This window comes from Peribacillus sp. B65 (assembly GCF_058513295.1).
Window position 1 is genome coordinate 841,197 of record NZ_CP195840.1, and the last position, 22,145, is coordinate 863,341.

At 41.1% G+C, this 22,145-nt stretch carries 23 protein-coding genes; 5 read left to right on the top strand and 18 right to left on the bottom strand.

Annotated elements, in window-relative coordinates:
- Positions 1–23: 23 nt before the first annotated feature.
- The 9 genes from hisD to ACSR9O_RS04290 form a co-directional block, all read right to left on the bottom strand.
- The gene (hisD, locus tag ACSR9O_RS04250; RefSeq protein WP_491723977.1) at positions 24–1,292 is read right to left on the bottom strand and encodes a histidinol dehydrogenase; all 1,269 of its coding nucleotides are present in this window, start codon (positions 1,290–1,292) and stop codon (positions 24–26) included.
- A 64-nt stretch (positions 1,293–1,356) separates the two neighbouring features.
- Positions 1,357–2,595 (bottom strand): ester cyclase, encoded by a 1,239-nt coding sequence (locus ACSR9O_RS04255; protein WP_260356787.1) that lies wholly within the window; start codon positions 2,593–2,595, stop codon positions 1,357–1,359.
- 56 nt (positions 2,596–2,651) lie between these two features.
- The gene (locus ACSR9O_RS04260) at positions 2,652–3,428 is read right to left on the bottom strand and encodes an HpcH/HpaI aldolase family protein (protein WP_434168691.1); all 777 of its coding nucleotides are present in this window, start codon (positions 3,426–3,428) and stop codon (positions 2,652–2,654) included.
- Between the two features lie 54 nt (positions 3,429–3,482).
- Positions 3,483–4,181: an alpha/beta fold hydrolase gene (locus ACSR9O_RS04265; RefSeq protein ID WP_491723978.1), complete on the bottom strand. Its 699-nt coding sequence runs from the start codon at positions 4,179–4,181 to the stop codon at positions 3,483–3,485.
- A gap of 2 nt (positions 4,182–4,183) precedes the next feature.
- The gene (locus ACSR9O_RS04270) at positions 4,184–4,807 is read right to left on the bottom strand and encodes a cupin domain-containing protein (RefSeq protein WP_063594732.1); all 624 of its coding nucleotides are present in this window, start codon (positions 4,805–4,807) and stop codon (positions 4,184–4,186) included.
- Positions 4,808–4,869: 62 nt separating this feature from the next.
- Positions 4,870–6,303, bottom strand: coding sequence for an aldehyde dehydrogenase family protein (locus tag ACSR9O_RS04275; RefSeq protein ID WP_491725441.1), 1,434 nt, complete (start codon positions 6,301–6,303; stop codon positions 4,870–4,872).
- Positions 6,303–7,493, bottom strand: coding sequence for an iron-containing alcohol dehydrogenase (locus ACSR9O_RS04280; RefSeq protein WP_491723979.1), 1,191 nt, complete (start codon positions 7,491–7,493; stop codon positions 6,303–6,305). Before ACSR9O_RS04280 ends, ACSR9O_RS04275 begins: the two co-directional genes overlap by 1 nt.
- 34 nt (positions 7,494–7,527) lie before the next feature.
- Entirely contained in the window at positions 7,528–8,295 is a 768-nt protein-coding gene (locus ACSR9O_RS04285; RefSeq protein ID WP_101224355.1) for an SDR family NAD(P)-dependent oxidoreductase, read from the bottom strand.
- 265 nt (positions 8,296–8,560) lie between these two features.
- Positions 8,561–9,586 (bottom strand): LacI family DNA-binding transcriptional regulator, encoded by a 1,026-nt coding sequence (locus ACSR9O_RS04290; RefSeq protein WP_101224356.1) that lies wholly within the window; start codon positions 9,584–9,586, stop codon positions 8,561–8,563.
- A gap of 621 nt (positions 9,587–10,207) precedes the next feature.
- On the opposite strand from ACSR9O_RS04290, the gene ACSR9O_RS04295 reads away from it, so the two are divergent.
- A complete protein-coding gene (locus ACSR9O_RS04295; RefSeq protein WP_230177171.1) occupies positions 10,208–10,627 on the top strand; it encodes a hypothetical protein in 420 nt (139 codons plus the stop codon).
- Positions 10,628–10,919: 292 nt separating this feature from the next.
- Here ACSR9O_RS04295 and ACSR9O_RS04300 read toward each other — a convergent pair whose 3' ends face one another.
- The 8 genes from ACSR9O_RS04300 to ACSR9O_RS04335 form a co-directional block, all read right to left on the bottom strand.
- Positions 10,920–11,765 carry an HAD family hydrolase gene (locus tag ACSR9O_RS04300; RefSeq protein ID WP_491723980.1) on the bottom strand — a complete coding sequence of 282 codons (846 nt, stop codon included), beginning with the start codon at positions 11,763–11,765 and terminating at the stop codon, positions 10,920–10,922.
- Between the two features lie 119 nt (positions 11,766–11,884).
- Entirely contained in the window at positions 11,885–13,153 is a 1,269-nt protein-coding gene (gene ulaA, locus ACSR9O_RS04305; protein ID WP_230177169.1) for a PTS ascorbate transporter subunit IIC, read from the bottom strand.
- Positions 13,154–13,184: 31 nt separating this feature from the next.
- Positions 13,185–13,451 carry a PTS sugar transporter subunit IIB gene (locus tag ACSR9O_RS04310; RefSeq protein WP_048883161.1) on the bottom strand — a complete coding sequence of 89 codons (267 nt, stop codon included), beginning with the start codon at positions 13,449–13,451 and terminating at the stop codon, positions 13,185–13,187.
- Between the two features lie 17 nt (positions 13,452–13,468).
- On the bottom strand, positions 13,469–13,735 hold the full coding sequence (locus ACSR9O_RS04315) for a PTS sugar transporter subunit IIB (protein WP_491723981.1): 267 nt from the start codon (positions 13,733–13,735) through the stop codon (positions 13,469–13,471).
- Complete coding sequence (locus ACSR9O_RS04320; protein ID WP_491723982.1) at positions 13,732–15,798, bottom strand: BglG family transcription antiterminator; 2,067 nt, start codon at positions 15,796–15,798, stop codon at positions 13,732–13,734. The genes ACSR9O_RS04315 and ACSR9O_RS04320 overlap by 4 nt, the downstream gene beginning before the upstream one ends.
- Before the next feature lie 363 nt (positions 15,799–16,161).
- Complete coding sequence (locus tag ACSR9O_RS04325; RefSeq protein ID WP_491723983.1) at positions 16,162–16,293, bottom strand: hypothetical protein; 132 nt, start codon at positions 16,291–16,293, stop codon at positions 16,162–16,164.
- Between the two features lie 520 nt (positions 16,294–16,813).
- Entirely contained in the window at positions 16,814–17,455 is a 642-nt protein-coding gene (ycaC, locus tag ACSR9O_RS04330) for an isochorismate family cysteine hydrolase YcaC (protein ID WP_101224362.1), read from the bottom strand.
- A gap of 172 nt (positions 17,456–17,627) precedes the next feature.
- Positions 17,628–18,188: an NADPH-dependent FMN reductase gene (locus tag ACSR9O_RS04335; RefSeq protein ID WP_491723984.1), complete on the bottom strand. Its 561-nt coding sequence runs from the start codon at positions 18,186–18,188 to the stop codon at positions 17,628–17,630.
- Positions 18,189–18,432: 244 nt separating this feature from the next.
- Between ACSR9O_RS04335 and ACSR9O_RS04340 the strand changes: the two genes are divergently transcribed.
- The 4 genes from ACSR9O_RS04340 to ACSR9O_RS04355 all read left to right on the top strand — a co-directional run bounded on the left by ACSR9O_RS04340 (position 18,433) and on the right by ACSR9O_RS04355 (position 21,485).
- Positions 18,433–19,524 (top strand): low temperature requirement protein A, encoded by a 1,092-nt coding sequence (locus ACSR9O_RS04340; RefSeq protein ID WP_491723985.1) that lies wholly within the window; start codon positions 18,433–18,435, stop codon positions 19,522–19,524.
- Positions 19,525–19,657: 133 nt separating this feature from the next.
- Positions 19,658–20,086 (top strand): MarR family winged helix-turn-helix transcriptional regulator, encoded by a 429-nt coding sequence (locus ACSR9O_RS04345; protein ID WP_101224365.1) that lies wholly within the window; start codon positions 19,658–19,660, stop codon positions 20,084–20,086.
- A 435-nt stretch (positions 20,087–20,521) separates the two neighbouring features.
- A complete protein-coding gene (locus tag ACSR9O_RS04350; protein ID WP_230177164.1) occupies positions 20,522–20,857 on the top strand; it encodes a hypothetical protein in 336 nt (111 codons plus the stop codon).
- Entirely contained in the window at positions 20,844–21,485 is a 642-nt protein-coding gene (locus tag ACSR9O_RS04355; protein ID WP_491723986.1) for an O-methyltransferase, read from the top strand. The genes ACSR9O_RS04350 and ACSR9O_RS04355 overlap by 14 nt, the downstream gene beginning before the upstream one ends.
- A gap of 372 nt (positions 21,486–21,857) precedes the next feature.
- Here ACSR9O_RS04355 and ACSR9O_RS04360 read toward each other — a convergent pair whose 3' ends face one another.
- A complete protein-coding gene (locus ACSR9O_RS04360) occupies positions 21,858–22,013 on the bottom strand; it encodes a DUF1540 domain-containing protein (RefSeq protein WP_065310844.1) in 156 nt (51 codons plus the stop codon).
- Positions 22,014–22,145: the final 132 nt, after the last annotated feature.

Sequence of the window (22,145 nt, forward strand, 5' to 3'; positions counted from 1 at the left end):
GAATGCGTTTTCAGCAATCATAATCATTTAGAAGCACACTCTGTCAACCTGACTGTAGCCGATAATTTATGGCCTTCCAAGCCTTCGATTTCGGATTGATCTTCCGCATGGGATGCCAGGAATTGAATGCCTTGACCTGTGATTTCCTGATGTGTCATGACTTTCACATAACTTCCTGCCCAAAGTCCCCCTGTATATCTTGCTGCCTTTTGAGTCGGCAATGTATGGTTCGTTCCAGATACTTTGTCAGAGAAGACGACGGAACTTCCTTCATCAAGGAATAATGATCCATAATTATTTAGTTTATCCATCAATTCGCGGCTATTTTTGATATGCAAATGTAGATGTTCAATGGCATAATCATTGCAAATATCCAGTCCTTCTTGTAATGAATCTGCATAAATGATTTCCCCTCTTTTTTCCCATGATTCGTGTGCAGGGGAAGATGGTGAGAATGTTTTCAAAAATCCTTCGATTGCTTTTTCTGTTTCTTCGGCAACCGTTCTGGACGTTGTGACAAGAATGGCCCGTGCGTACGGATCGTGTTCAGCCTGGGCAAGTAAATCGGCCGCTATTTTCTGAGGTGAAGCCGATCCATCAGCAAATACCATCACTTCACTCGGTCCGGCAATAAGGTCTATGCCCACTTTACCGAACACCTGACGTTTTGCTTCTGCGACAAACCGGTTACCTGGTCCAGCGATGATATCCACTTCCGGGATGGATTCGGTTCCATATGCCATGGCAGCAATGGCCTGCGCCCCGCCAATTGCAAAAATGTCTGTTGCACCGGAGCGGATCAAGCCATATAAAACGGCCGGATGGATGCCGCCTTCATAATTGGCCGGGCTTGCTGCAACGATCCTTTTTGCTCCTGCTACCTTTGCCGGGGCAACGACCATGGGTCCTGATGATAATAACGGGAATCTCCCGCCTGGAACATAAGCCCCCACCTTTTCGATCGGTACGATTCTATGCCCCATTTTAATACCCTCGCCAAAGTCCTTTTCGAATGGAGTTAGGCAGTTCAACTGTGCTTTAGCAAAATCGGATACTCTTTCCACGACTCGATCGATCAGCACCTTTACCTCTTCTGGAAGAGTCCTGATACAATGCTCGATCTCCTCTTCACTAACCCGGACCGGACGATCGGAATCACCGAATTTTTTTTCATATTCCCGTACGGCTTCATCCCCGCCTGCTTTTACATTTTCAATAATCGACTTCACCGTTTGTTCCACGTCATGTGAAGAGGTCTGTTCAACTACGTCCGCTTTTTTCATATATTCCATCCTATTTTCCCCCTAATCGTTGTTTAGTGAAGAGACGGCTGCAGAACAGCCGTCAACTGGCCAATCATGATACGCCGGTAAAATTCCCATCATCGATTGTGGATTCACCATCTTGTTGTGATTCGTTTTCATCAGGCAAATAGATCTGACGCAAAACTTCCATTCCATCAAACAATAGCCATTCCTCCGAAATTTTTTGATTACGGATTTTATAGTGGCTGATGCCGGCAATATCAATGGCTTTTCCGCTAGGGGCTCCGAAGTATCCCGTTCCTTCGTGCACTCCTTGTATTCTCCAGCGAACAGCTACATCCCAATCACTGTCAGAGCCGCGTCTATTACAAGTTACCCTCTCAAGAATCACTTTCCCATTCGGTATGGAGGCAAAGAGGCTCATGAACATTCCTTGAATTTCACTTACTCCGATTACATCCTTGTTGCAGACATAATGAACGACTGCATTTTCCTCATAATATTCCCGAACAAAATTAAATGAGCGCCGAGCCCAAATTCGATTGAATACAAGCTGCATGAACTCCCCTATCTCGAACTCATCAGAGGATGGCGTGAATAGTTTGGGAGGTAGCCCCGTTTCTGCTGTCTCTTTAAATCCAAACTGTATCGAAGGAGCAAGCTTCTGCGTACTTCTAGCCATTTTTTTAGCAAACTCGACCGGGTCCAAGCCAAGTTGCAGGACAAGATGATATGTATCCATCACAAGCCATTCTTCGTATATCTTATTATTTAAGATCATACAATCAGCGCTTGTTCTGAACATCACTTTCTTTCCGGTGGCAGGACCGTATAAACTATCTCCAAGGTTCGTTGCAACTGAACGTCCCCGGTGTGAAGTGAAAAATCCTGCTTCATCATCCCCTGACCAGATTACACTCCATCCAAGCCCTTTCCGATCCGGAAAAGCATGCAGTGTTTGCAGCGTACCTGAGATGACTTCGTTAACCCCATGGCTATTGATCAACCCTTTATGAACGGATATGCTTGTGCTATACGTATCGTATATAAGTCCGATGTCTTTCTCTTTCCAGATTTGACGTGTGATTTTCACAATATAATCAACGATGTTGTTGTATTCCGGGTCAAAGCCGTTCATCCTCTGTTTCTTTTGATTCGTTTCTTCTATATTAATGTAATCATAATCATCTTTTGTATCGAGCATATTAACGTCTTCAGCATCCGCATAGAAGATGAAGTTCGGTGTTTTCTTGACCGGTTGGCTTGCATTCGTTGCTGTTTTTTCTTCTTTTGGAGCTACTTGCACTGAACCTGTCTTTTTGTCTGCCATTATAACCATCCTTTTCGTTTAAATAGTTTCGTTGAAATGCTGTACTTCTTGTAAAGTCATTTAACAGATTGAGTGGCCTTGCTTACAGAGACAACATCATTTAACGCAGACGTAATCACATTATTCAATATGACCCCGACATATTGGGCGCCTTTGTCAAAAGCCGCATTAGCGGCAGCGCTGTTACTGGCAACGGTACCAATTGGCATATCGAGCTCTTTCCCTTTTATGAACAGTTCATCGATGACCTTTTGCACTTCAGGATGACTTGCGCCTTCTAGTTGGTATCCCATGTTCACCGAGAGGTCTGTAGAACCGATAAATGCCAAATCAATACCAGGAACTGTTGCAATGTCTTCAAAATTGTTTGCTGCAGCGAGCGTTTCAATATGCACAATTATCATAACATTTTCATTACTCTCATCTAAATAGGGTTTTCCGCCATCTTTTCCGTAACGCGCCGGTCTGGTGGAATACGACACTCCTCTATTTCCATATGGAGGGAATTTAGCCCGCTTAACTACCTCAAGTGCCTCTTCTTTTGTATTGACCATTGGTACTTGTACACCTTTTGCTCCGCGATCTAAAGCCTTTTGAATACTGGAAGGGTCATATGAAACCCGGACGATCGGGACAAGCCCAATAGAATCTGCCGTACGGATAATGTTTTCAAGCTCTGATGCACTGAATGCACCATGCTCGTCATCTATTACGACGAAATCAAAGTCGGCATAACCGAGCATTTCGACTAATGGCGGGGAATTTATCCCTAAAAATGCACCAAGAACTTGTTCCCCGCGTTTGATTTTTTCCTTTATGGCATTATTCTTCATCGTCTTCCCTCTCTTTCTACAGACTGTATCTTGTTCAATCCAGTTCCCAGCATTTCAATTACATGACAGCCATTCCCTCAATGCAGCGCTTACTTTTTCAGGCTGTTCCAAAGGGCTTAAATGGCCTGAATGACTTATGATTTCAAGATTCGCCGCCGGGATGTTTTCCGTTAAAAACTCGGACATGTGCAGGGGGCACACCCTGTCTTCCCTTCCTACCAAAATCATGGTCGGGCATGAAATAGTAGAAAGGATGGGACGTTGGTCAGAGCGCGTCATCACTGCTTTTAACTGATTGATATATCCTTCGATCCTGACTTTTTCAGCCATATCGATGATCGTTGAAACTAATCCTTCATCATTTCTTTGGTCTGGGTGGATTAACACCGGCAGAAGGTGATTGATAGTAATATCCAGAAATTGACCGTTATTCGCCATATCGATGAACCTCTCCCAACCTTCGATTTGTTCAAGGCTTGGAGGGTTTGGATTCGTATCAAGCAACGCTAGCTTTATGACCCGTTCTGGTGCTATTCGCATGATTTCCAGAGAAATGATGCCACCCAGGGATAAACCTGCAAGTGCAAACTTATCAGGTGCCTCTTCCAATACCGACTTTGCGATTCCTTCTATAGTATCAGCCTTCGATACATCACAGACTTTCACATCAGCAAGATCTGATAGGTTCACCATTTCCCATAGACGCTCATCACAAAGCGTACCAGGAAGCAAAATGAGCGGGACTTTAGCCATTCTTATTTTTCACCCATTTTCAATTTATCGGCAATTTCCTTTTCAAGTTCTTCAAAGTTATCCGGTTTAATCATTTTGCCTAAATCATTGGCAAAGAATCCATATTCAGCTGCATCCTTGATCACTTTTGGTGACCAGTAAGGGTCTTTTCCATCAAATACTTTATGTTGTTCAAGAACGGCGAAGATCCAAGCATCTTCTTCACTGATGTTTTCGAAACCTCTCCATAAGCCTGGCGGTAATGAAATTAAGTCCCATTGATCGATGATCGTTTCGCCATCAATTTCATCAGGGCCCTTCCCCCAGTAAAAACGCCATTTTCCTGAAAGAGGAAGGAAGGATTCAATGTAATCATGCGTATGGTAAGCAGGACCGTTCCCTTTTTGGGCTTTCACCATTCCGATTTGAAAACCATGCGGCTCGGTAATTTCAGGAGTGAAATTATCATTTTCGCTTGCTGTATCACCAATTAATGTATAGTTGATACGTTGATGACCCGGAATGATACTATCAATGAACATTAACGGTATTCCTTTTGATTTCATTTGATCAAAACGGACGATCCAATTGTTTTCCATTTCCTCATTCGTAACCGCTTTTTTTACTTTAGGCTCTTGTACTGACATTTTAATTTCCCCTTCCGTGTTCGTTGATTTTTTTCATTTCTCAATTTTCATGACATATCTATTTAGAGGGTAAAGACGGCTAGTTTTAATTCAGTCATTTCCTCGACTGAATACTTAATACCTTCCCTGCCTGTCCCGCTGTTTTTCACACCGCCATATGGCATGTGGTCCACCCTGAATGATGGGATGTCATTCACGATGACACCTCCGACCTCAAGCCGTTCAACAGCATCAAAAGCTTTTGGCATCGAAGTTGTATAGACGCCTGCTTGGAGGCCGTATAAAGAATCATTCACAAGATCGATGGCTTCATCCCATGTGCTATAGGAATTCACTGAAACGATGGGGGCAAATGCTTCTTGGCAGCTTACCTCCTGTGTTGACCCCGCATTTTTGATAATGGTTGGATGAAGGATTGCACCTGTTCTTTGACCGCCATATGCAATTTCCGTTCCAGCGTTTCTAGCCGATTCGATCCACCCTTCCACTCGTTTTGCTTCATTTATACTGATCAACGCGGAAAGATCTGTATCTTCTGATTCCGGATCTCCAAATTTAAGCTGCTTAGTCTTTTCGGTAAACTTTTGCAAAAAGGACTCATATAAATCTTCCTGTACATAAATTCGTTGGACAGAGATGCAAACCTGACCTGAATAGGCAAAGGAACCTTCGACACAGCGCTGTGCAACGGCATCCAGGTCAGCAGCACTGTCGATAATGACAGCAGAATTGGAACCAAGCTCCAATGTCACCTTTTTCAAGCCAGCTCTTTCTTTGATCCCCAAACCGACTTCGACACTTCCTGTAAATGTGACCATTTTAATTCTCGGATCAGTGACCAATACATCGCCGACGTCACTTCCTTTACCTGTAACAACATTCAGGGCGCCTTTAGGTAAACCTGCTTCTTCAAAAATTCCGGCTGCGGCCAATGCACTTAGCGGTGTTTGTGAAGCCGGTTTTAAAATGACTGAGTTGCCTGCAGCAAACGCAGGACCAAGCTTATGTGCCGCTAAATTAAATGGAAAGTTAAAAGGTGTGATGGCAGCAATGACGCCGAGCGGCTCACGCTTTGTATAAGCAAAACGGCCCTTGCCATTTTTAGCGGCATCCATCGGAATCGTTTCACCATGAATCCGTTTTGCCTCTTCTGCTGCAAACTTGTATGTTTCAATCGTGCGTAAAATTTCGCCTCTTGCCGCCTTCAATGGCTTAGCATTTTCCTTAGCGAGTATTAATGCACACTCCTCAAGCCTTTCCTTGAAAATTTCGGCTGCACGTTCCAAGATATTGGAGCGCTCAAGTGCTGTTAGCTTTTTCATTTCTTTTGCACCTTGTTCTGCACATTCTATCGCTTTTAGAACGGTTTCCTTCTCTGCCATAGGCACTTGCGCGATCACTTTGCCGGAATAAGGAGACCGAAGATCGTAATGATTCTTTCCTTCCAGCCACTCGCCGCCAATATATAATCTCTTTTTATCGGAATTTGTCGTGATCAATTAGTTTCCCCTCTTCCTTTAAAGGCGCTTTGATAGATTCCGAGAATCTTTTGTTCATTTAGCTTATAAGGAGTATTGGATAGCAAGCGATCAATTTTTGCCGCCTGTTCCGCCAGCATCGGCAATGAGTCCTCTTCAATCCCAAGTTCTAATAACGATGTAGGTAAATCAAGATCCTCCAGAAGCTGATACATATAATCAACAACTGCCTTCAATGCTTCGCTTGGCTGTGATTTGAAATCACCCAGCTGTAAAAAGGACGCTACCTCCATCATTTCTTCCGTGCATGTTTTCCCAATCACTTCGAAAACAAATGGCATTAAAAGGGCATTTGCAACACCATGCTCAATATGATATTTACCTCCTAGCGGATAGGCCAGTGCATGAACCGCCCCAACCCCTGCATTTGCTAGAGCCACACCCGCTAACGAACTTACCCAGCTCATTCCTGTCCGTGCAGCCAAATCAGTTCCGTTATGGACAGCTCTCGCAATGTTCGAAGGAAATAGTTTCATTGCTTTCTCTGAATAAACTTTCGTAAGCGGTGTAGCCTTGATGGCAATATAAGATTCGATGGCATGTGTAAAGGCGTCCACCCCTGATGCCGCGGTTACTCGTGCCGGGCAGGAAATGGTTAATTCCGGATCGATGATCGCTACATCCGGAAGGAATACCGGGCTTACGATCCCTCTTTTTACTTGCTGCTCTTCATCACCGAAAATGGCATTCATCGTCACTTCCGAACCTGTTCCTGAAGTTGTCGGCAAAAGAATGCATTTGACCGTTCTCGATTTCACCACTTTTTCACCGTTTAGATAAGTTGTTATATCGTCTTTCCCGCATAAAGCTGCTGTTGCTTTTGCTACATCCAGCGCACTTCCCCCGCCGATTCCGATGATTACATCACATTTTTCGGCATCTAGCGTTAGTACGGCCTCCTTCAATAGCTGAAACGTCGGCTCTCCCGAAATCTCCGTATATGTAATGGTTGGTACGGATAGAGGCTTAATATGATCCAACACTTTTTGAACAACGCCAACTTTTTCCAGACCTTTGTCACTTACAATCGCAACCTTCTTGGCTCCCAGCTCTTCGATTTCCTTTACTAACGTCGTAAATGCCCCAACACCAACCCGGAAAACTGTCGGCATTCGAAAATCTTGGATTATATTTTGAGCAATAGACATGATTACCCCTCCTTTGAATACGTATTCAAAAAACTCACCAGACAGTCCAACCGCCATCAACCACCAATGTTTGACCTGTCATCATATCTGAACAATCCGATGCCAGATAGACCACGCCGCCAAATAAATCCTCCGTTTTAGCAAGTCTGCCAAGCGGAATTCTGCTCAATACTTCAGTTTTGAACGTTTCATCTTCAAACATCGGCTTGGTCATCGGTGTTTCAATGAAAGTTGGAGCAATGGCATTGACATTGACCTGATATGGTGCCCATTCTATCGCAAGCGCTTTTGTCAGCTGTGTAATTCCGCCTTTACTGGAGGAGTATGCAGCCCGTTTGTAATAACCGACGAATGCCATTTGCGAAGACATATTTATGATTTTGCCTTTTTTTTGGTCGATCATATACTTCCCTGCAGCTTGGCTCGTAAAAAATACACTTTTTAAATTAATGTCCAGTACTGTATCCCAATCTTGCGATGTCAGCACTTCAGCTGGCTTTGCCACGTTAATTCCTGCATTATTTATTAAAATATCAATCTTACCGAAGTGTTTGTATATCCCTTCCATTACTTCCGCCGTTTCCTCAACCTTTGTTAAGTCAAATGAAACGGGTAAAACATTTGCACCGGTTTGCCCAATTTCATGTGCAGCTTCTTCGAGTTGCTCTTTATTGCGGGCAACTATCGCTATATCGGCTCCGGCCTGCGCAAGCAAATGGGCTAAGTCTTTACCGATTCCTTTACTTGCGCCTGTTATAATAGCCACTTTACCGCTTAAATTAAATAAATGATTTATATCCAATCTATCTCCTATCTTTACCTCATCGAGGCGATTTTTTTACATTCAGGCATTTGGCATTTTGGTTTTGAATACGTATTCAAAATTATGCAAAATACTTGTTAGCGATTACAAATTACAATATAAACAACTTTCTGACTTTTGTAAATAGTAAAAATAATATTAAGTCTAAAAAACTTTAATTTATATATTAAAAGTGACCGATTTCTATATAAGGAGTGTTAATAAAAAATACACTTAAGGCCCAACCCAAAACCTGCCTTTACCCTTAGTCTTGCATGGGGGCAGGACCTGTTGTTTTACGGACCATCAATTCAGGCTTAAGAAAAATTTGTATAGATGAAGATGATGTTTCTTTATTTTCTATGAGAAAGATTAGTTTTTCCAAAGCTGTTAAGGACATTTGATCCATTTGTTGAGATACTGTGGTCAGCCCTATAAATTCATTAGAGGACAATCTTATATTATCAAACCCAACAACGGATAAATCAGCAGGGATTTTCAAATTCAGACTTGAAGCTGCATCTAAGACTGCGAGAGCCATCTGATCGGATGCGGCAATGATTGCAGTCGGCCTGTCCTTCTTTTTCAGCAGTTTTTTTGTAAATGAATAAATCTTGTCATAGGAAAATTCGCTATTGAAAATCAAACCTTCATCAATCTCATATCCGTTCTCCATCAGCTCTTCTTTATAACCTACCGTTCGCTCATATGTTGCCAAGTATTTGGATGGACCGGATATTTTCGCAATTTTTTTATGTCCTAATTTTATTAGATGCTGAACAGCGAGCCTGGCACCTTTATTATTGTCCATTACGATAAAGTTAACGTCCTTGATATCGAGGAAACTATTATATAATAATACTGGAAATCCATTATCATGTAACTTTTTGATTTTTTCAGTATAGTTTTTACTAACGCTTGTAAGAATGATTCCCTCTACCCTTTTGCCAATCAGCAAATTAATGGCTTGTTCCAAGTTTTCATCTTTATGCCCAGTGTTATAAACGATGACATCATATTTTAATTCCTGTGCCCTTTCTATGATGACTTCCGCCGTTTCAGCAAAGAATGGATTTGAAATGCTCCCTAATATCAAACCTATTGATTTGGTTCTTTTTTCAACAAGGCTTCTGGCTATTTCATCCCTTGTAAAACCCAGCTCATTAATTACAGCAAGAACCTTGTCACGAGTGTTTTTCTTAATATAGGGGTAATCATTCAACACCCTGGAAACGGTCGATTGTGAAACACCCGCTATTTTTGCCACATCTTCTGTCGTCACTCTCTTCATGCTTCATTAATCCTTTCTACGTCTAGTAATTGTTATCCTAGGAAACTAAAATAACGTATTTATACAAAATAAACATTATGATTTCCCTTTAATATATCATAATATTTAAAATTTTACTTCCAGTTATGGAACAGTTTTGGGTTTTGGATTGTGTGAGGTTAAAATTTTCGGAAAATAAAGTGAATGAAGCAGCTTTTGTAGCTTTTCTTATCCTATAGGAAAAAGAGCCGATCTTTAAGATTGGCTTCAGACTGGAGACAAGCTCGATATTAATTAAGTGGAACGTAGGGTACTCGCTTTCCACGGGAGTCTCGTACCTTCCGTTCCAATCAACTTTGCTTAAAAACTTAGATGGATCTCCTTTTGTCCACAAACTGCTGTAACTTCTAGAATATAGACAAATTAAAACACGTTCCAGTTGATTTTAGAAATCCGCTCCCTTTCCGCCTACTTTCTGCCAAGCGACCTTGGCTAGCCATTTATTCGGCAGGGATGTCGCAAATTTCTTCAATCCATTGAATTCATCTGTGTAAACAAGTAAGCAAAATGATTTGTATAATAAATCTTATTTTTTCCGTAATATGTTAAAATATAGATAAAACAAGTATTTGGAGGAAAGCATTGGGTTATATGATTAGAAATAAATATTTGAAAATTATAATACCGTTAGCTCTCATTGTAGCCTGCGTTTATTGGTATTACTCAAGTATCGTAATATCGGGAACTTCAGACAATGGGATGTGGAAGGTAACTTATTCGAAAAATATAGATCCCAGCGAACCATATGGATGGGAAGGTCATTTAAAACAAGGAAATAACGATAATGCAACTGTAAAAGCCATTGTAGTTGAAGTAAATGATAAAGTTAAAACACGTATCGATAGTTTTGAAGAAGGAAGGGCGGAAGATGGCGAAATTACTGTTCTGCATCCTTTTTCAGATGATTTTTCCTTAGGACCTAAGCCATCAAAAGGCACAGTTGTGTCCGTAGTTTGGGAACATAATGGTAAAACTCATACCGATACTGTTAAAATTAGGTAGAAGTAAATAAAAAACGTTCGGAGTTGATTGCAGAAATCCGCTCCCTTTCCGCCGACTGTCTGCCAAGCCTCCTCGACGCAAGCGTCTGTGGGGTCTCGGCTAGCCAGTTATTCGGCAGGAGTGTCGCAAATTTCTTCAATCCTTTGAGGGTTTCAAACAGTTTAAAACCATTAAGGAATCTTGTTTAATATCAAGGTCCGGAATGATACCATTCCGAACCCCTTTTGTAGACATAATTAAGTTGTCAAAACTTACACGTTGTTTGGAACGTAAGGCACTCGCCTTCCAGGTTTCAGTGAAACTTAGCCTTTAAAAAGCGATACAGTCCATCTTCTCGATATGAATACTCCGTCACTTCATCGGCTTGTTCTTTGACAAGGTCAGTGGCATTTTTCATGGCAACGCAATGTCCGGCGAGTTTAAATAGCGGAAGGTCATTTTCGCCATCGCCTACTGCGAGGATATTTTCGGGTGCTAGCTGAAAATGTTTCAGCAGCAGTTGAACGCCTGTTGCTTTTGTGATGCCTTCCACGGTCACTTCTACATTGTGATGGGTGGAGGAAGCTGTGGTAAAGGCATTGTACTGCTTGATTTTCCCCAACTCCGCTTTCCATTTTCGAATCGTATTCATTTCATTGCTGAAAAAGTAAATCTTGGCGACGCTGCTTATATCCAATTGTTCCGACCATCTTATTTTGTCTTCGACTGCATCCTGTCTTGATAGCCATTCATTTTCATCGACTGTCTCAGGTTTTGGTATCAAACCTTGTTTAACCATATAGTCTTTATCTTTAAGTAATGCCATCCGTGTTCCATCATTCGGATGAACTTCGTAAAAAATCTCTTCTGCTCCTCCTTTTGCTACCAATTCCTCCACAAGTTCCGTCGACAGGGCGTGTTCTACTATTTGTTCCTTTCCGATGAATACGGACATTCCATTGGCGGTCACCATTCCATCGGCTTCCATGCCGGACGGCAAAACGTCCCTCACTTCTTCCAGCGTTCTTCCTGTTGCAATGAAAATCAGTTTACCGCTTTTCCTGAGTTCGCCTATGTATTGTTCCAGCGTCTCATTCACATTATTTCTTTCGTTCAATGTCGTGCCATCCAAATCGAGCACAATTGCCTTGTTGGTCATGAAAATCACCTCAAAAATCAGAATGATGATGAAAATGCCAACAGCCCATTATCTAGAAGATGTTAGGCTGCTGGTTTCATTCATATATTTTTATTTCTGTACCTTATTAGTATAACAGTTTAGGATAATCCTAAAAGTTTCATGACACTCAGGATCAAGAGACCGACCACACCGAAGTCCGAATCACCAAATGTGGTCCCTTCAAACCCTACATCCCCCAAGAAGACCAGGAGTATCGCCGGCAGGAAACTGATGATGAGTCCGTTGGCAAATGATCCAAGCATCGCTCCTCGTCTGCCTCCTGTGGCATTTCCGAAAACACCTGCTGCAGCTCCGGTGAAGAAATGCGGTACAAGTCCCGGAACGATTACTTTCAATCCTAGTACCGGAAGGAGGAACATGGATAATAGTCCAGCCAGGAAACTGAATAGGAACCCGATGATCACTGCATTTGGAGCGAATGGAAAGATGGTCGGACAGTCCAATGCAGGTTTTGTATTCGGCGCCACTTTATCGGCAATCCCTTTGAATGCAGGAACGATTTCAGCAATTAACATCCGTACCCCCGCAAGGATGATGTAGACTCCTGCAGCAAATGTTATCGCCTGGATGAAAGAAAATACGATGAAGTTCGAACCGCCGGATAATTCCGTTTCAATATAGTTCTGTCCGGCAAACAATGCGACGATCACGAAGAACATCGTCATCGTAAGCGATACAGCGACTGATGTATCCCTCAGGAATCCTAAAGATTTAGGAACCTTGATTTGCTCTGTCGTTTTTTCCTTATTTCCAAACCATTTTCCCACAGTCGCGGATACGAAATACCCGATTGTGCCGAAATGGCCGATGGCAAAATCATCGCTGCCGGTAATCTTCCGTACGTATGGCTGAAGGAGGGCTGGGAACATCACCATGCATACTCCTAATAGAATGGAGCCGACCAAGATAAGCGGAAATCCGCTGAGCCCGCCGACGGATAGGGTGACTGCAAGTAAACAAGCCATGAATAAGGTATGGTGTCCCGTTAAAAATATATATTTAAATGGCGTGAAACGAGCTAGCAAAACATTGACAACCATACCAAATACCATGATAAGTGCAGTCGAAGTCCCAAAATCACTTTGGGCGGCTGCGACAATGGCTTCGTTATTCGGTATGACGCCTTGTACGTTGAATGCATGATCGAACATTTTACTGAATATATCAAGGGCGCCAATGAGCACCGCCGCTCCCGCTCCGATGATAATGAAGCCCATGACGGTTTTTAGCGTTCCAGATACGACATCCGCACTGGATTTCCGCTGTAACAGCAGTCCGATGAGGGCAAACAGCCCCACAAGTATGGAAGGTGTACCCAAGATGTCATTCATGATAAGTTCCAGCATTGCCTCTCCCCCTCTTCTTTATGTTTTCTTCTTATAGATGTGAAGCCAATTTCGATGTGATTTCAGGAATGCTCATCATGTTTTCCAGTGTGACGATCGTCCGGGTTCCATCATCCAGCTGACCGACAATATCCGCCGCTCCCAGGAAAATATCAGCCTGAACCGTTTTTGCGGATGCCAGATCCGTATGATCCACCTCGGCTGTCTTCCCCATTTCCGTCAATGCTTTCTTCACATTCATCTCCATGATGAAGCTGCTTCCCAATCCATTACCGCATACTACCATGATTTTCTTCATATCAATCTCTCCTTTTTTTATCCTACGTGCATTTCCAATTTTGATTTGATTTCAGGGATGCTCATCATGTTCTCCAGTGTGACGATCGTCCGGGTTCCATCATCCAGCTGACCGACAATATCTGCCGCTCCCAGGAAAATATCAGCCTGAACCATTTTTGCGGATGCCAGATCCGTATGATCCACCTCGGCCGTCTTCCCCATTTCCGTCAATGCTTTCTTCACATTCATCTCCATGATGAAGCTGCTTCCCAATCCATTTCCGCATACTACCATGATTTTCATTCCGCTTCCTCCTTCGAATATTTATGAACGTACTCCATAAGGACCGATTTATCTGAAGTGCTTAAGATTTCTTCTATATTGGCTGGCTCATTCAATAATTGAGTGAGCTGGATCAATGCCCGCAGATGCGAATCGTTATCTACGGCCGCCAAAATGATAATCAGGCGGACCGGTTTATCCGGCGCAAAGTCCACGGCCTCATCCAATTTCAGCAAACTCATGGATAAAGACCTGACCCCCTGCTCCGGACGTGCATGGGGAATCGCCACTCCAGGCGTTATCACTACATATGGTCCATTCGTTTCTATTGCCTCAATCATGGCATCCACATATCGTTCTTCGACGGTACCTAAGTCCACGAGAGGCTTGGCCGCGACTTGAATGGCTTCTTTCCAATCGGAAACTTGCTGCTGTAATTGGATTGTTTGCATATTGAGCAGTTCTTCTAACACAGGCTTCTCTGCCTCCTTTAAAGAAAATTGGGTTATTTTTGGTGTATGGGTATACACATTCGACTTCAAAGCCTTTTCAAGCTGATCCTGTTCATGGATGGTTGCATACTTGGAAATGATCTTTAATAAAGCTGCAACATCCACACTTTCACTCGTATATCCATACAATTCCTGCATGACCTGCTGGCGTAATGTATGTTTGTCCTGCATTTCCAAAATCGGCGGTACAACGAATAATGCCGCTTTTGTTCTCATATGCACTGTCGAGAAAACAAGATCGTACGACAGCGGGTATTCAGCCGCATTCCTAACGGACAAAACATCCAGGAACAAAATATCAGGAAATAATTCCCTCAATGTATAAATGAGGATATTGCTGATGCCAATACCATTCGGGCATACGACAATCGCCCGTTTTCGATCATCCAATGTTGTTCCTTGCCTGCGCAGCCATCCGCCAAAATAGATTGTGAAATATGCCACTTCTTCTTCTGATACTGGACAGCCAACCTCTTTCTCCAACACCCACAGAGATTTTTTTGTCAAATGATGCAGTTCGGGATATACCTTCTGCACCCGTCCCGTCATCGGATTCATTTGCGGGAGGCCATACCGCAGGCGATGATATGCCGGTTTAAAATGAACGTATAATTGTTGGCATAGCTGCTCTTTGTCTTTTAGGTGAACAAATGCCAGCCTCTCGAACTCTTCCACGATTTCCTGCAAATGGTGTTGAATGACTTCATCATCCTTAAGAGGGGAAATATCCTTCGTTCGATTCATGCTCAGTAAATGTAAGGTTGCGTATAAGTTTTCCGTTTCGCTCCATACTGATTGAAAGGCATTCGTCCTGGTCATTTCCTCAACCAGTTTGTATTCTTCCGTCGCAACAAACGGCGCCCAGCTCTCATCGGCCTGTAACTCTTCCCCTTTTCCTATGAGCTGATCTGTACATAGAAATAAATAGCTCAGTTCATGAAGCCGTTCATCCGTAAAGGTGATGCCCAATTTATGTTCGGCCCTTTCAAGCTGTAACCGGATCGAGCTGATTTGCTTTTCATGATTTCCCCATATGCACTCCATGATCCATTCACTATTGGGACTGTTCAGTACATCATGCACGAGACGTTCGATGATATATCTCTTTGTTCGGCTTTCCCCAATCACCACGTAGCCATCTTGTTTGGAATACTGGATCTTGAGCGATATGTCCCTGTTCTTCTCTTTAAGTCTTTTTAAATCCTTCAGCACCGTATTTCGTGAAAGCCCGGTGATCGTTTGGAAATGATAGACGGACAATTCCTCTGGGCTTAACAGGATCATGAGGTAAAAGACCTTTTCCCTATCTGTCTCTGAAAATATATAATTGCGTTTTGTTAGTTTTACATTCAATTCTTCATCCCTGATTGTTTCAGAAAAGGAGTAGCCCATTTCACGATTATATTGAATCGGTTGATAACCATGAAATTGGAGCCAGTCATTCGCTTTGCTCAGACCATATTGGATTTGCCTTCTCGTCAGACCTGTTTGGGCTTCAAGCTCTTTCATTTTTGAAATGGGCGAATGCTGTAATAGTTTTAGTAAATTGGCGCTTCTTTCATCTAAAAACATTCTCAATCCCTCTCCCTGCTTCTACGATATCTCACTTCTTATTAAAAATGTAGCGTTTCTCAGTCCGAATGTTGTCATCGGTACTGCACAATAATATACTCTTTAAACATTTGTGCACAATACTGCATCCTTGCTAGGTCAATTACCATTCTGCCTTGTAGAAAAGCGGGTGAATTATAAGTGCATTATGCAGTATTAAAATGAAATTGCACACACTATTGGAGGGGGTGTTCCTTGTACGTTCCAGGCACTCGCTTTCTGCAGGCGTTCTGGGAGCTGCCTAGGTGCGCCTTTTCGCCTTCGGTCTCCTTGGACACGTATCTCCCGCAGGAGTCTTTTTACCTTCCATTCCAGATTACTAATTCACACCGCTAGTACCTTCAAACAATACTTCTTGCTTTTCATGTTCTTAAGAAGCAAATGCTTTGTACTACTTGAAAATAATGAAAAAGTAATAGCAAAGGCAACCAATAGACTAAAAATCTCTTTTTCCATAGGTAAAACCTCCTCTTTTTATTTGTAAATTCAAAATATTTAGATTACAATGCGTAATATACTAACTAAAAAAGTGAGGAATTGTATTTTCATGTTTAATTACCTAAGGTTTAGATATAAATCATATATTATTATTCTTTTAGGGATTTTTATTGGTACAATACTTGCAGACATTTTATTTGAAAATCCAGATTATTTTATAGGCATTACTTGTGTTCTAGTAGGTTTATTAATTGGAGAATGCATAATGATAAAAAAATGGTTCAAAAAACGATAAACAAAAAGAAGACTTTACAAAGGGTATCCTCTAACTATTCAAATGAATAAGGTTTTGAAGAATAATCATGGTACATTCTTTTTTTGTTTGAAAGCTGCAGCTTATAAAACGCGGTTAAGAACGCTTCAAATCCGGTAAAAAATAAAAAAGGTTTCGGAATGAGAACATTCCGAAACCTTTTTGTTTACAAACTGGGAAGGACATAATGTCCCCTCCCTTATTCAACTTGGATAAAGACACAATCTAGATCTGCTTGCTGAAGTCGCGCTGCGCTCCCCTATAGCTTCCGATGATATTTTGATAACCAGGAAGCTGGCTGGAAAGTAAAGCACCAAAACCTTCAACGTCGTTGCGCCAATCACGTTGTAATTCGCATGCTACGCTAAACCAGTTCATAAGCTGCACACCGCCATGGGCCATACGCGCTAATGCTGCATCAGCTACTTGTTTGCTGACTGTTCCAGACGCATCAGTGACAGCGAATACTTCATAACCAGCTTTTAAAGCGGAAAGTGCCGGGAAAGCAACACAGACATCTGTAACCACTCCCGCGATAATAAGTTGTTTTTTTCCAGTTTCTTCGATTGCTTTAACAAAATCTTCATTATCCCATGCGTTAATTTGTCCAGGCCGAGCTATTTTTGGTGCGTGAGGAAAGAGTTCTTCCAATTCTTGCATGAGCGGTCCGTTTGGTCCGTTTTCAAAGCTTGTCGTTAAAATGACTGGTAAATCAAAAAACTTAGCTGTATTGGCCAGAGCCATAACATTGTTCTTGAATTCATCAACACCATAATCACGCACTAGCCCGGAAATAAGACCGGTTTGATGATCCACCAGAAGAACGGCAGCATCATCTTTGGAAAGACGGGAATAGAGATCAGACATTTTTAAAGTCCTCCTTTTATTAAAAGCTATCGAAGAAAGTTCATATGTAGGGAAATCCCCCCCCAACTCCTTCGTTGGTTCCAGTCAGTTTATAACTTAACTGACTGTTGCTATTAGTTTATCTATAAACTCATAGCCTGTCAATCATATATAGATTAAGAATCATTGATTGTTAATCTATAATTGGAGTGTGATCGATCCAATGTATGAATTGTTGTAAATAACGCTCAAGATAACGTTTTGTTTGATCGTCAGTAAGCACTTTCCGATCAGGATCAATCTTTTTATGTACTTGCGAAATCAGCATTTTTTGAAATGGAAGAACATGAACTTGCATGGCTTCTAATACTTGCCTGATTTGCATTTGAGCAAATGCAGTTCCCATTCCACCAGGCGTAGCTCCAATCAGGCCAACTGGTTTTTTGGTAAGAACAGCGAACTCCCGAGGTCTTGATGCCCAGTCCAATGCATTTTTTAATACGCCTGGTATTCCAGAATTGTACTCTGGACTCACGATAATGATACCGTCGACGCCCTGGATGGCGGATTTAAATGATGCCACTGTTTCTGGAACCCCACTTATTTCTAGGTCTTCGTTAAACAACGGAAGATCATTAATTTCGATCCAGCGAAATTGATACGAATCAACCATATCTGTCAATGATTGAGCAATGATTCGATTATAAGAATTTTCCCGTAAACTGCCACAAATAAGGCCGATGGTTTTGGTCATCTACTTCCCTCCCCGTTTGAAATCATCTCCTATAGTACCATAATATACCAAAACTTAAAAAGTGACGTTATTCCTAATTACATATTTACTGAATTTGGCTTAACTTAATATTGGGTAAATAGAACTTCTTATAATGGATCATGAATTCTAAATTGATTTCCCCAAAGTTATATTGAACCCTCTTCCATTTTCTGAATATTTCCAACATACTATAAACTATAAGGCGATTGGGAGGAGTGCAGAGATGGATGAAAAGAAAGTTACATGGTTAGAGCTCTTTTATGATTTGTTATTTGTGGCGGCCGTTGCGGGCGCAACTCATGTTTTACTGCATGTTGAAGATGGTTATATCCATCTAGAGTATTTATTAAAGTTCGTATTGATTTTTATTCCTATCTGGTGGGCTTGGGTAGGGCAAACCATATTTATTAACCGGTTTGGAAAGGATGTATTTCATCAACGGCTATTTTTGATATTGCAAATGTTTTTTGTCCTGATCATGACATCAAGCTTATCTGCTGATTTTGATCCCTATTATGTTTCTTTTTTAATTGGTTATATTGGATTGAGAGCCGTGACTGCTATCCAATATCTTGTTGTACAGCGGATTGAAAAGGGATTTAGAAAAAAGGCAGCACTTTTTTTGGGAAGGTATTTTTGGATTGGAATCGCCATTTCATTATTCTCCGTCCTTTTTGATTCTTGGCTTCGGTATGCTGTGTTGTATTTGGGTATTCTGATTGATATCATTGTCCCGATCCTTGGAAGAAAGTGCTTAGAAAAGGTTCCTACAAATACGGCCCACTTGCTAGAGCGCTTTGGTCTATTTACCATCATTCTCTTTGGGGAAGCTCTTGTCAGCACTCTTGCGGTAATTCAACCTAAACAAGGAAATTGGGATTCGATAGCCTTTTCCATCATTTCATTTGCCCTGATAATAGCTATGTGGTGGCAATATTTTGATAACATGGAGAAGAAAGTCGACAAGTCTGTACAATCTTCCGGCCAGATCATCATTTACGGACATCTGTTTATTTTAATGTCTATAAGCATGATTGCAGCAGCCATCAGATTATTGTTTTTACATGAGGTCCATTATTCATTCATCCTCTATTTTGTTTTTGGTTCCGTATTGCTCTATTCCATTTCAACCACTTTTGTTTTCCACCAATATAGACACAAGCACCAGCGGTTGCAAATATATCATTTAGGGCTATTTTTAGGGATTTTAGCACTCTTTTTTATTTTTAATTTGTTTGTCGGTGTACCAAATATTGTGATTATAGCCGAATTAACACTGTTTTTTATTATCTTTGCTAAACTAACGACTACATAATAAAGAAATCAAAGAAACCAGTATCGAAAGATTATACTGGTTTCTTTGTATAGAAGTTGGAAGTTTTTGCATTTGACACCTAATTAGTTTATTCATAAACTGATTGGGACAAAGAAAGTATGAGGTGAAATTCATGCATCCCTTCACATCTAATAATGAGGAAAGACTAGGTTTAATGTTATGGTTCCGAATCACACGAATATATAATCAGAGTATCCGGGAATCCAATCAACATTTAAAGAAATGGAATTTATCGGCAGCCCAATTCGATATCTTGGTTCAAGTGGGTTCCCATGAACGATTGTCTCAGCAAGAACTGGCAAACAAGCTTTTTGTGACGAAAGGCAATATCACTCAACTATTAAGGAAAATGGAAGAAATGGGATTGATTAAACGGGAGCAGGAATGGAAAACAAAATACCTTTCATTGACTGATGAAGGAAAAGAGTTTTTTCATGAAGTCGTTCCAAAACAAGAGCATTTTCAGGCATCACAGTTTTCCAACTTGAATGAGACGGAAAAACAACAGCTTTTAGATTTACTTAGTAAAGTTCAAAAATAATAAAAAAACAGATCACCCGTTTGAATGGTGATCTGTTTTTTTATCTTTGTTACTTCGGTTTTTTCATGAACAATGAAGCACCACATTCACGATGGCGAAAATCAAACAAATTTTAATACAAGTGTTGAACCTGAGGCGGCAGCTGCCGGTAAATCATTTGCCACATCAGTCAAGTAGCCATTTTGCTTCGCAGAGAATGGGGAAACCATGACCGCTATCCCAATTGCCCTTGGTTAATACAAACCGGTCTATTTGCAAAAAAAATCTTTGAATGTAAGTCTTTTTTTTCCTCTCTAAATAACAATTTAGACAAACTTTTTATTAACTGCATTTCGATTATTCTATTCGATTATCAGTTGACTTTTTGTATACAAATGTATACATTAAACAAAAGAGAAAGTGTATACATTTGTATACACAGAAAGAGGTTATAACATGAGAGATGAAAAATTCAAAAAAGATGGACATCACGGTGGCAGGCATAAAGACCATGGTTCACACCATCGTGGCCCCAAAACGTTTCGCCGCGGAAGGGCAATTGCTTTTTTAGAGATGATGAATCTTAAACGTTCAACCATTATGGAACAGTTAGATAAACCAGAGTTTCAATCCATCAATCAAATCTTAGTCGGTGAATTGAAAGCAATTGATATGTTAATCAACGAGTTCATTCAATTATTTGAAATACAAGAAAATGAAGCAGCCGATAAGAAAAGTGAAGAAAAGGAAACTTCCAATGAGAAAGGAATGGAAACGAATGAAACAAATTAACAGTTATATCGACTCAGTGTTTTATACCGGAGATGCCCTTTTGGAAGAAGTCATTTCGTCCATACAAGAAAACGGAATGCCGTCCATATCGGTATCCCCCTCATCCGGAAAACTTCTTACTATGCTTATATCCATTTCAGGAGCTAAAAATGTATTGGAAATAGGCGCTCTTGGGGGGTATAGCGGAATCTGCCTTGCCAGGGGATTCGGCAGCGAAGGAAAATTAACCTCTCTTGAATTAAAGGAGGAATACGCAAAGTTAGCTTATCGCAATCTATCCAAAGCTGGCTTTGGCGACCAAGTATCATATATGACCGGAGCAGCTCTGCAAAGCCTTGAACAACTTGAGCGTGATAACAGGAAATTTGATTTTTTCTTTATAGATGCTGACAAGGACAATTATGAAAATTACCTGCAATATTGCATTAAACTGGCAGAACCGGGTGCTTTAATCGTCATGGATAACGTACTTGCGAGGGGCAGTGTCGCAGATCCGGATGCTGAACCTAAACATTACACTGCATTTATGAAGGCATTCAATGAAAAGGTGGCCAATCACCCTCAATTGGAATCCATGCTAATTCCAATCGGTGATGGGCTGACTATTTCAAAAGTAATTCTCGGGTAAGTGCAAACTCACGAGTAAAACTTCTTAATTCACGAGTAAACTGCCCAAACTCACGAGTAAACTGCTCAAACTCACGAGTAAACTGCCCAAACTCACGAGTATAGTGCGAATTCTTGAGTATTTCGTTCAAATTTACGTATATATCAATCAAATTCTCGATATATCGCTCAATCTCAAGTATATATCGACCAAACTTTCGATTTTATCGATCAATTTCACGATTTTATCGATCAAACTCTCAAATATATCGTCCAAATATCCATTCCATGAAGAAAAAATAATATGAATTTCTATAATCTTGAATGAAAATGATTTTTATTATCAATAATAAATATGAAAGAAGGTAACCAGTTGATGGTTACCCCCGATTGTTTAAATTTCTGGATCAAATGTTTTGCAATCCGTTTCTTTGCTATTTGATGCTTGGTTCCCTTTATGGCTGACAACATAAATAGCATCTGCACTGCATTTGTTTCCAGAATCCCAATATTTACAATTATTTACTTCACATAGAACATCTTTTGCCATCTTATCACACCTCCTCATTTGCTATCATTAACAAAGTTGGGGTTATTGATACTTTCCTTTTTCAGGTTTTGGTGTCTTAATTTTAAGGAAACGGTATTGAGGGCATTTTCTACCGTTCGCAACGAACAAAAA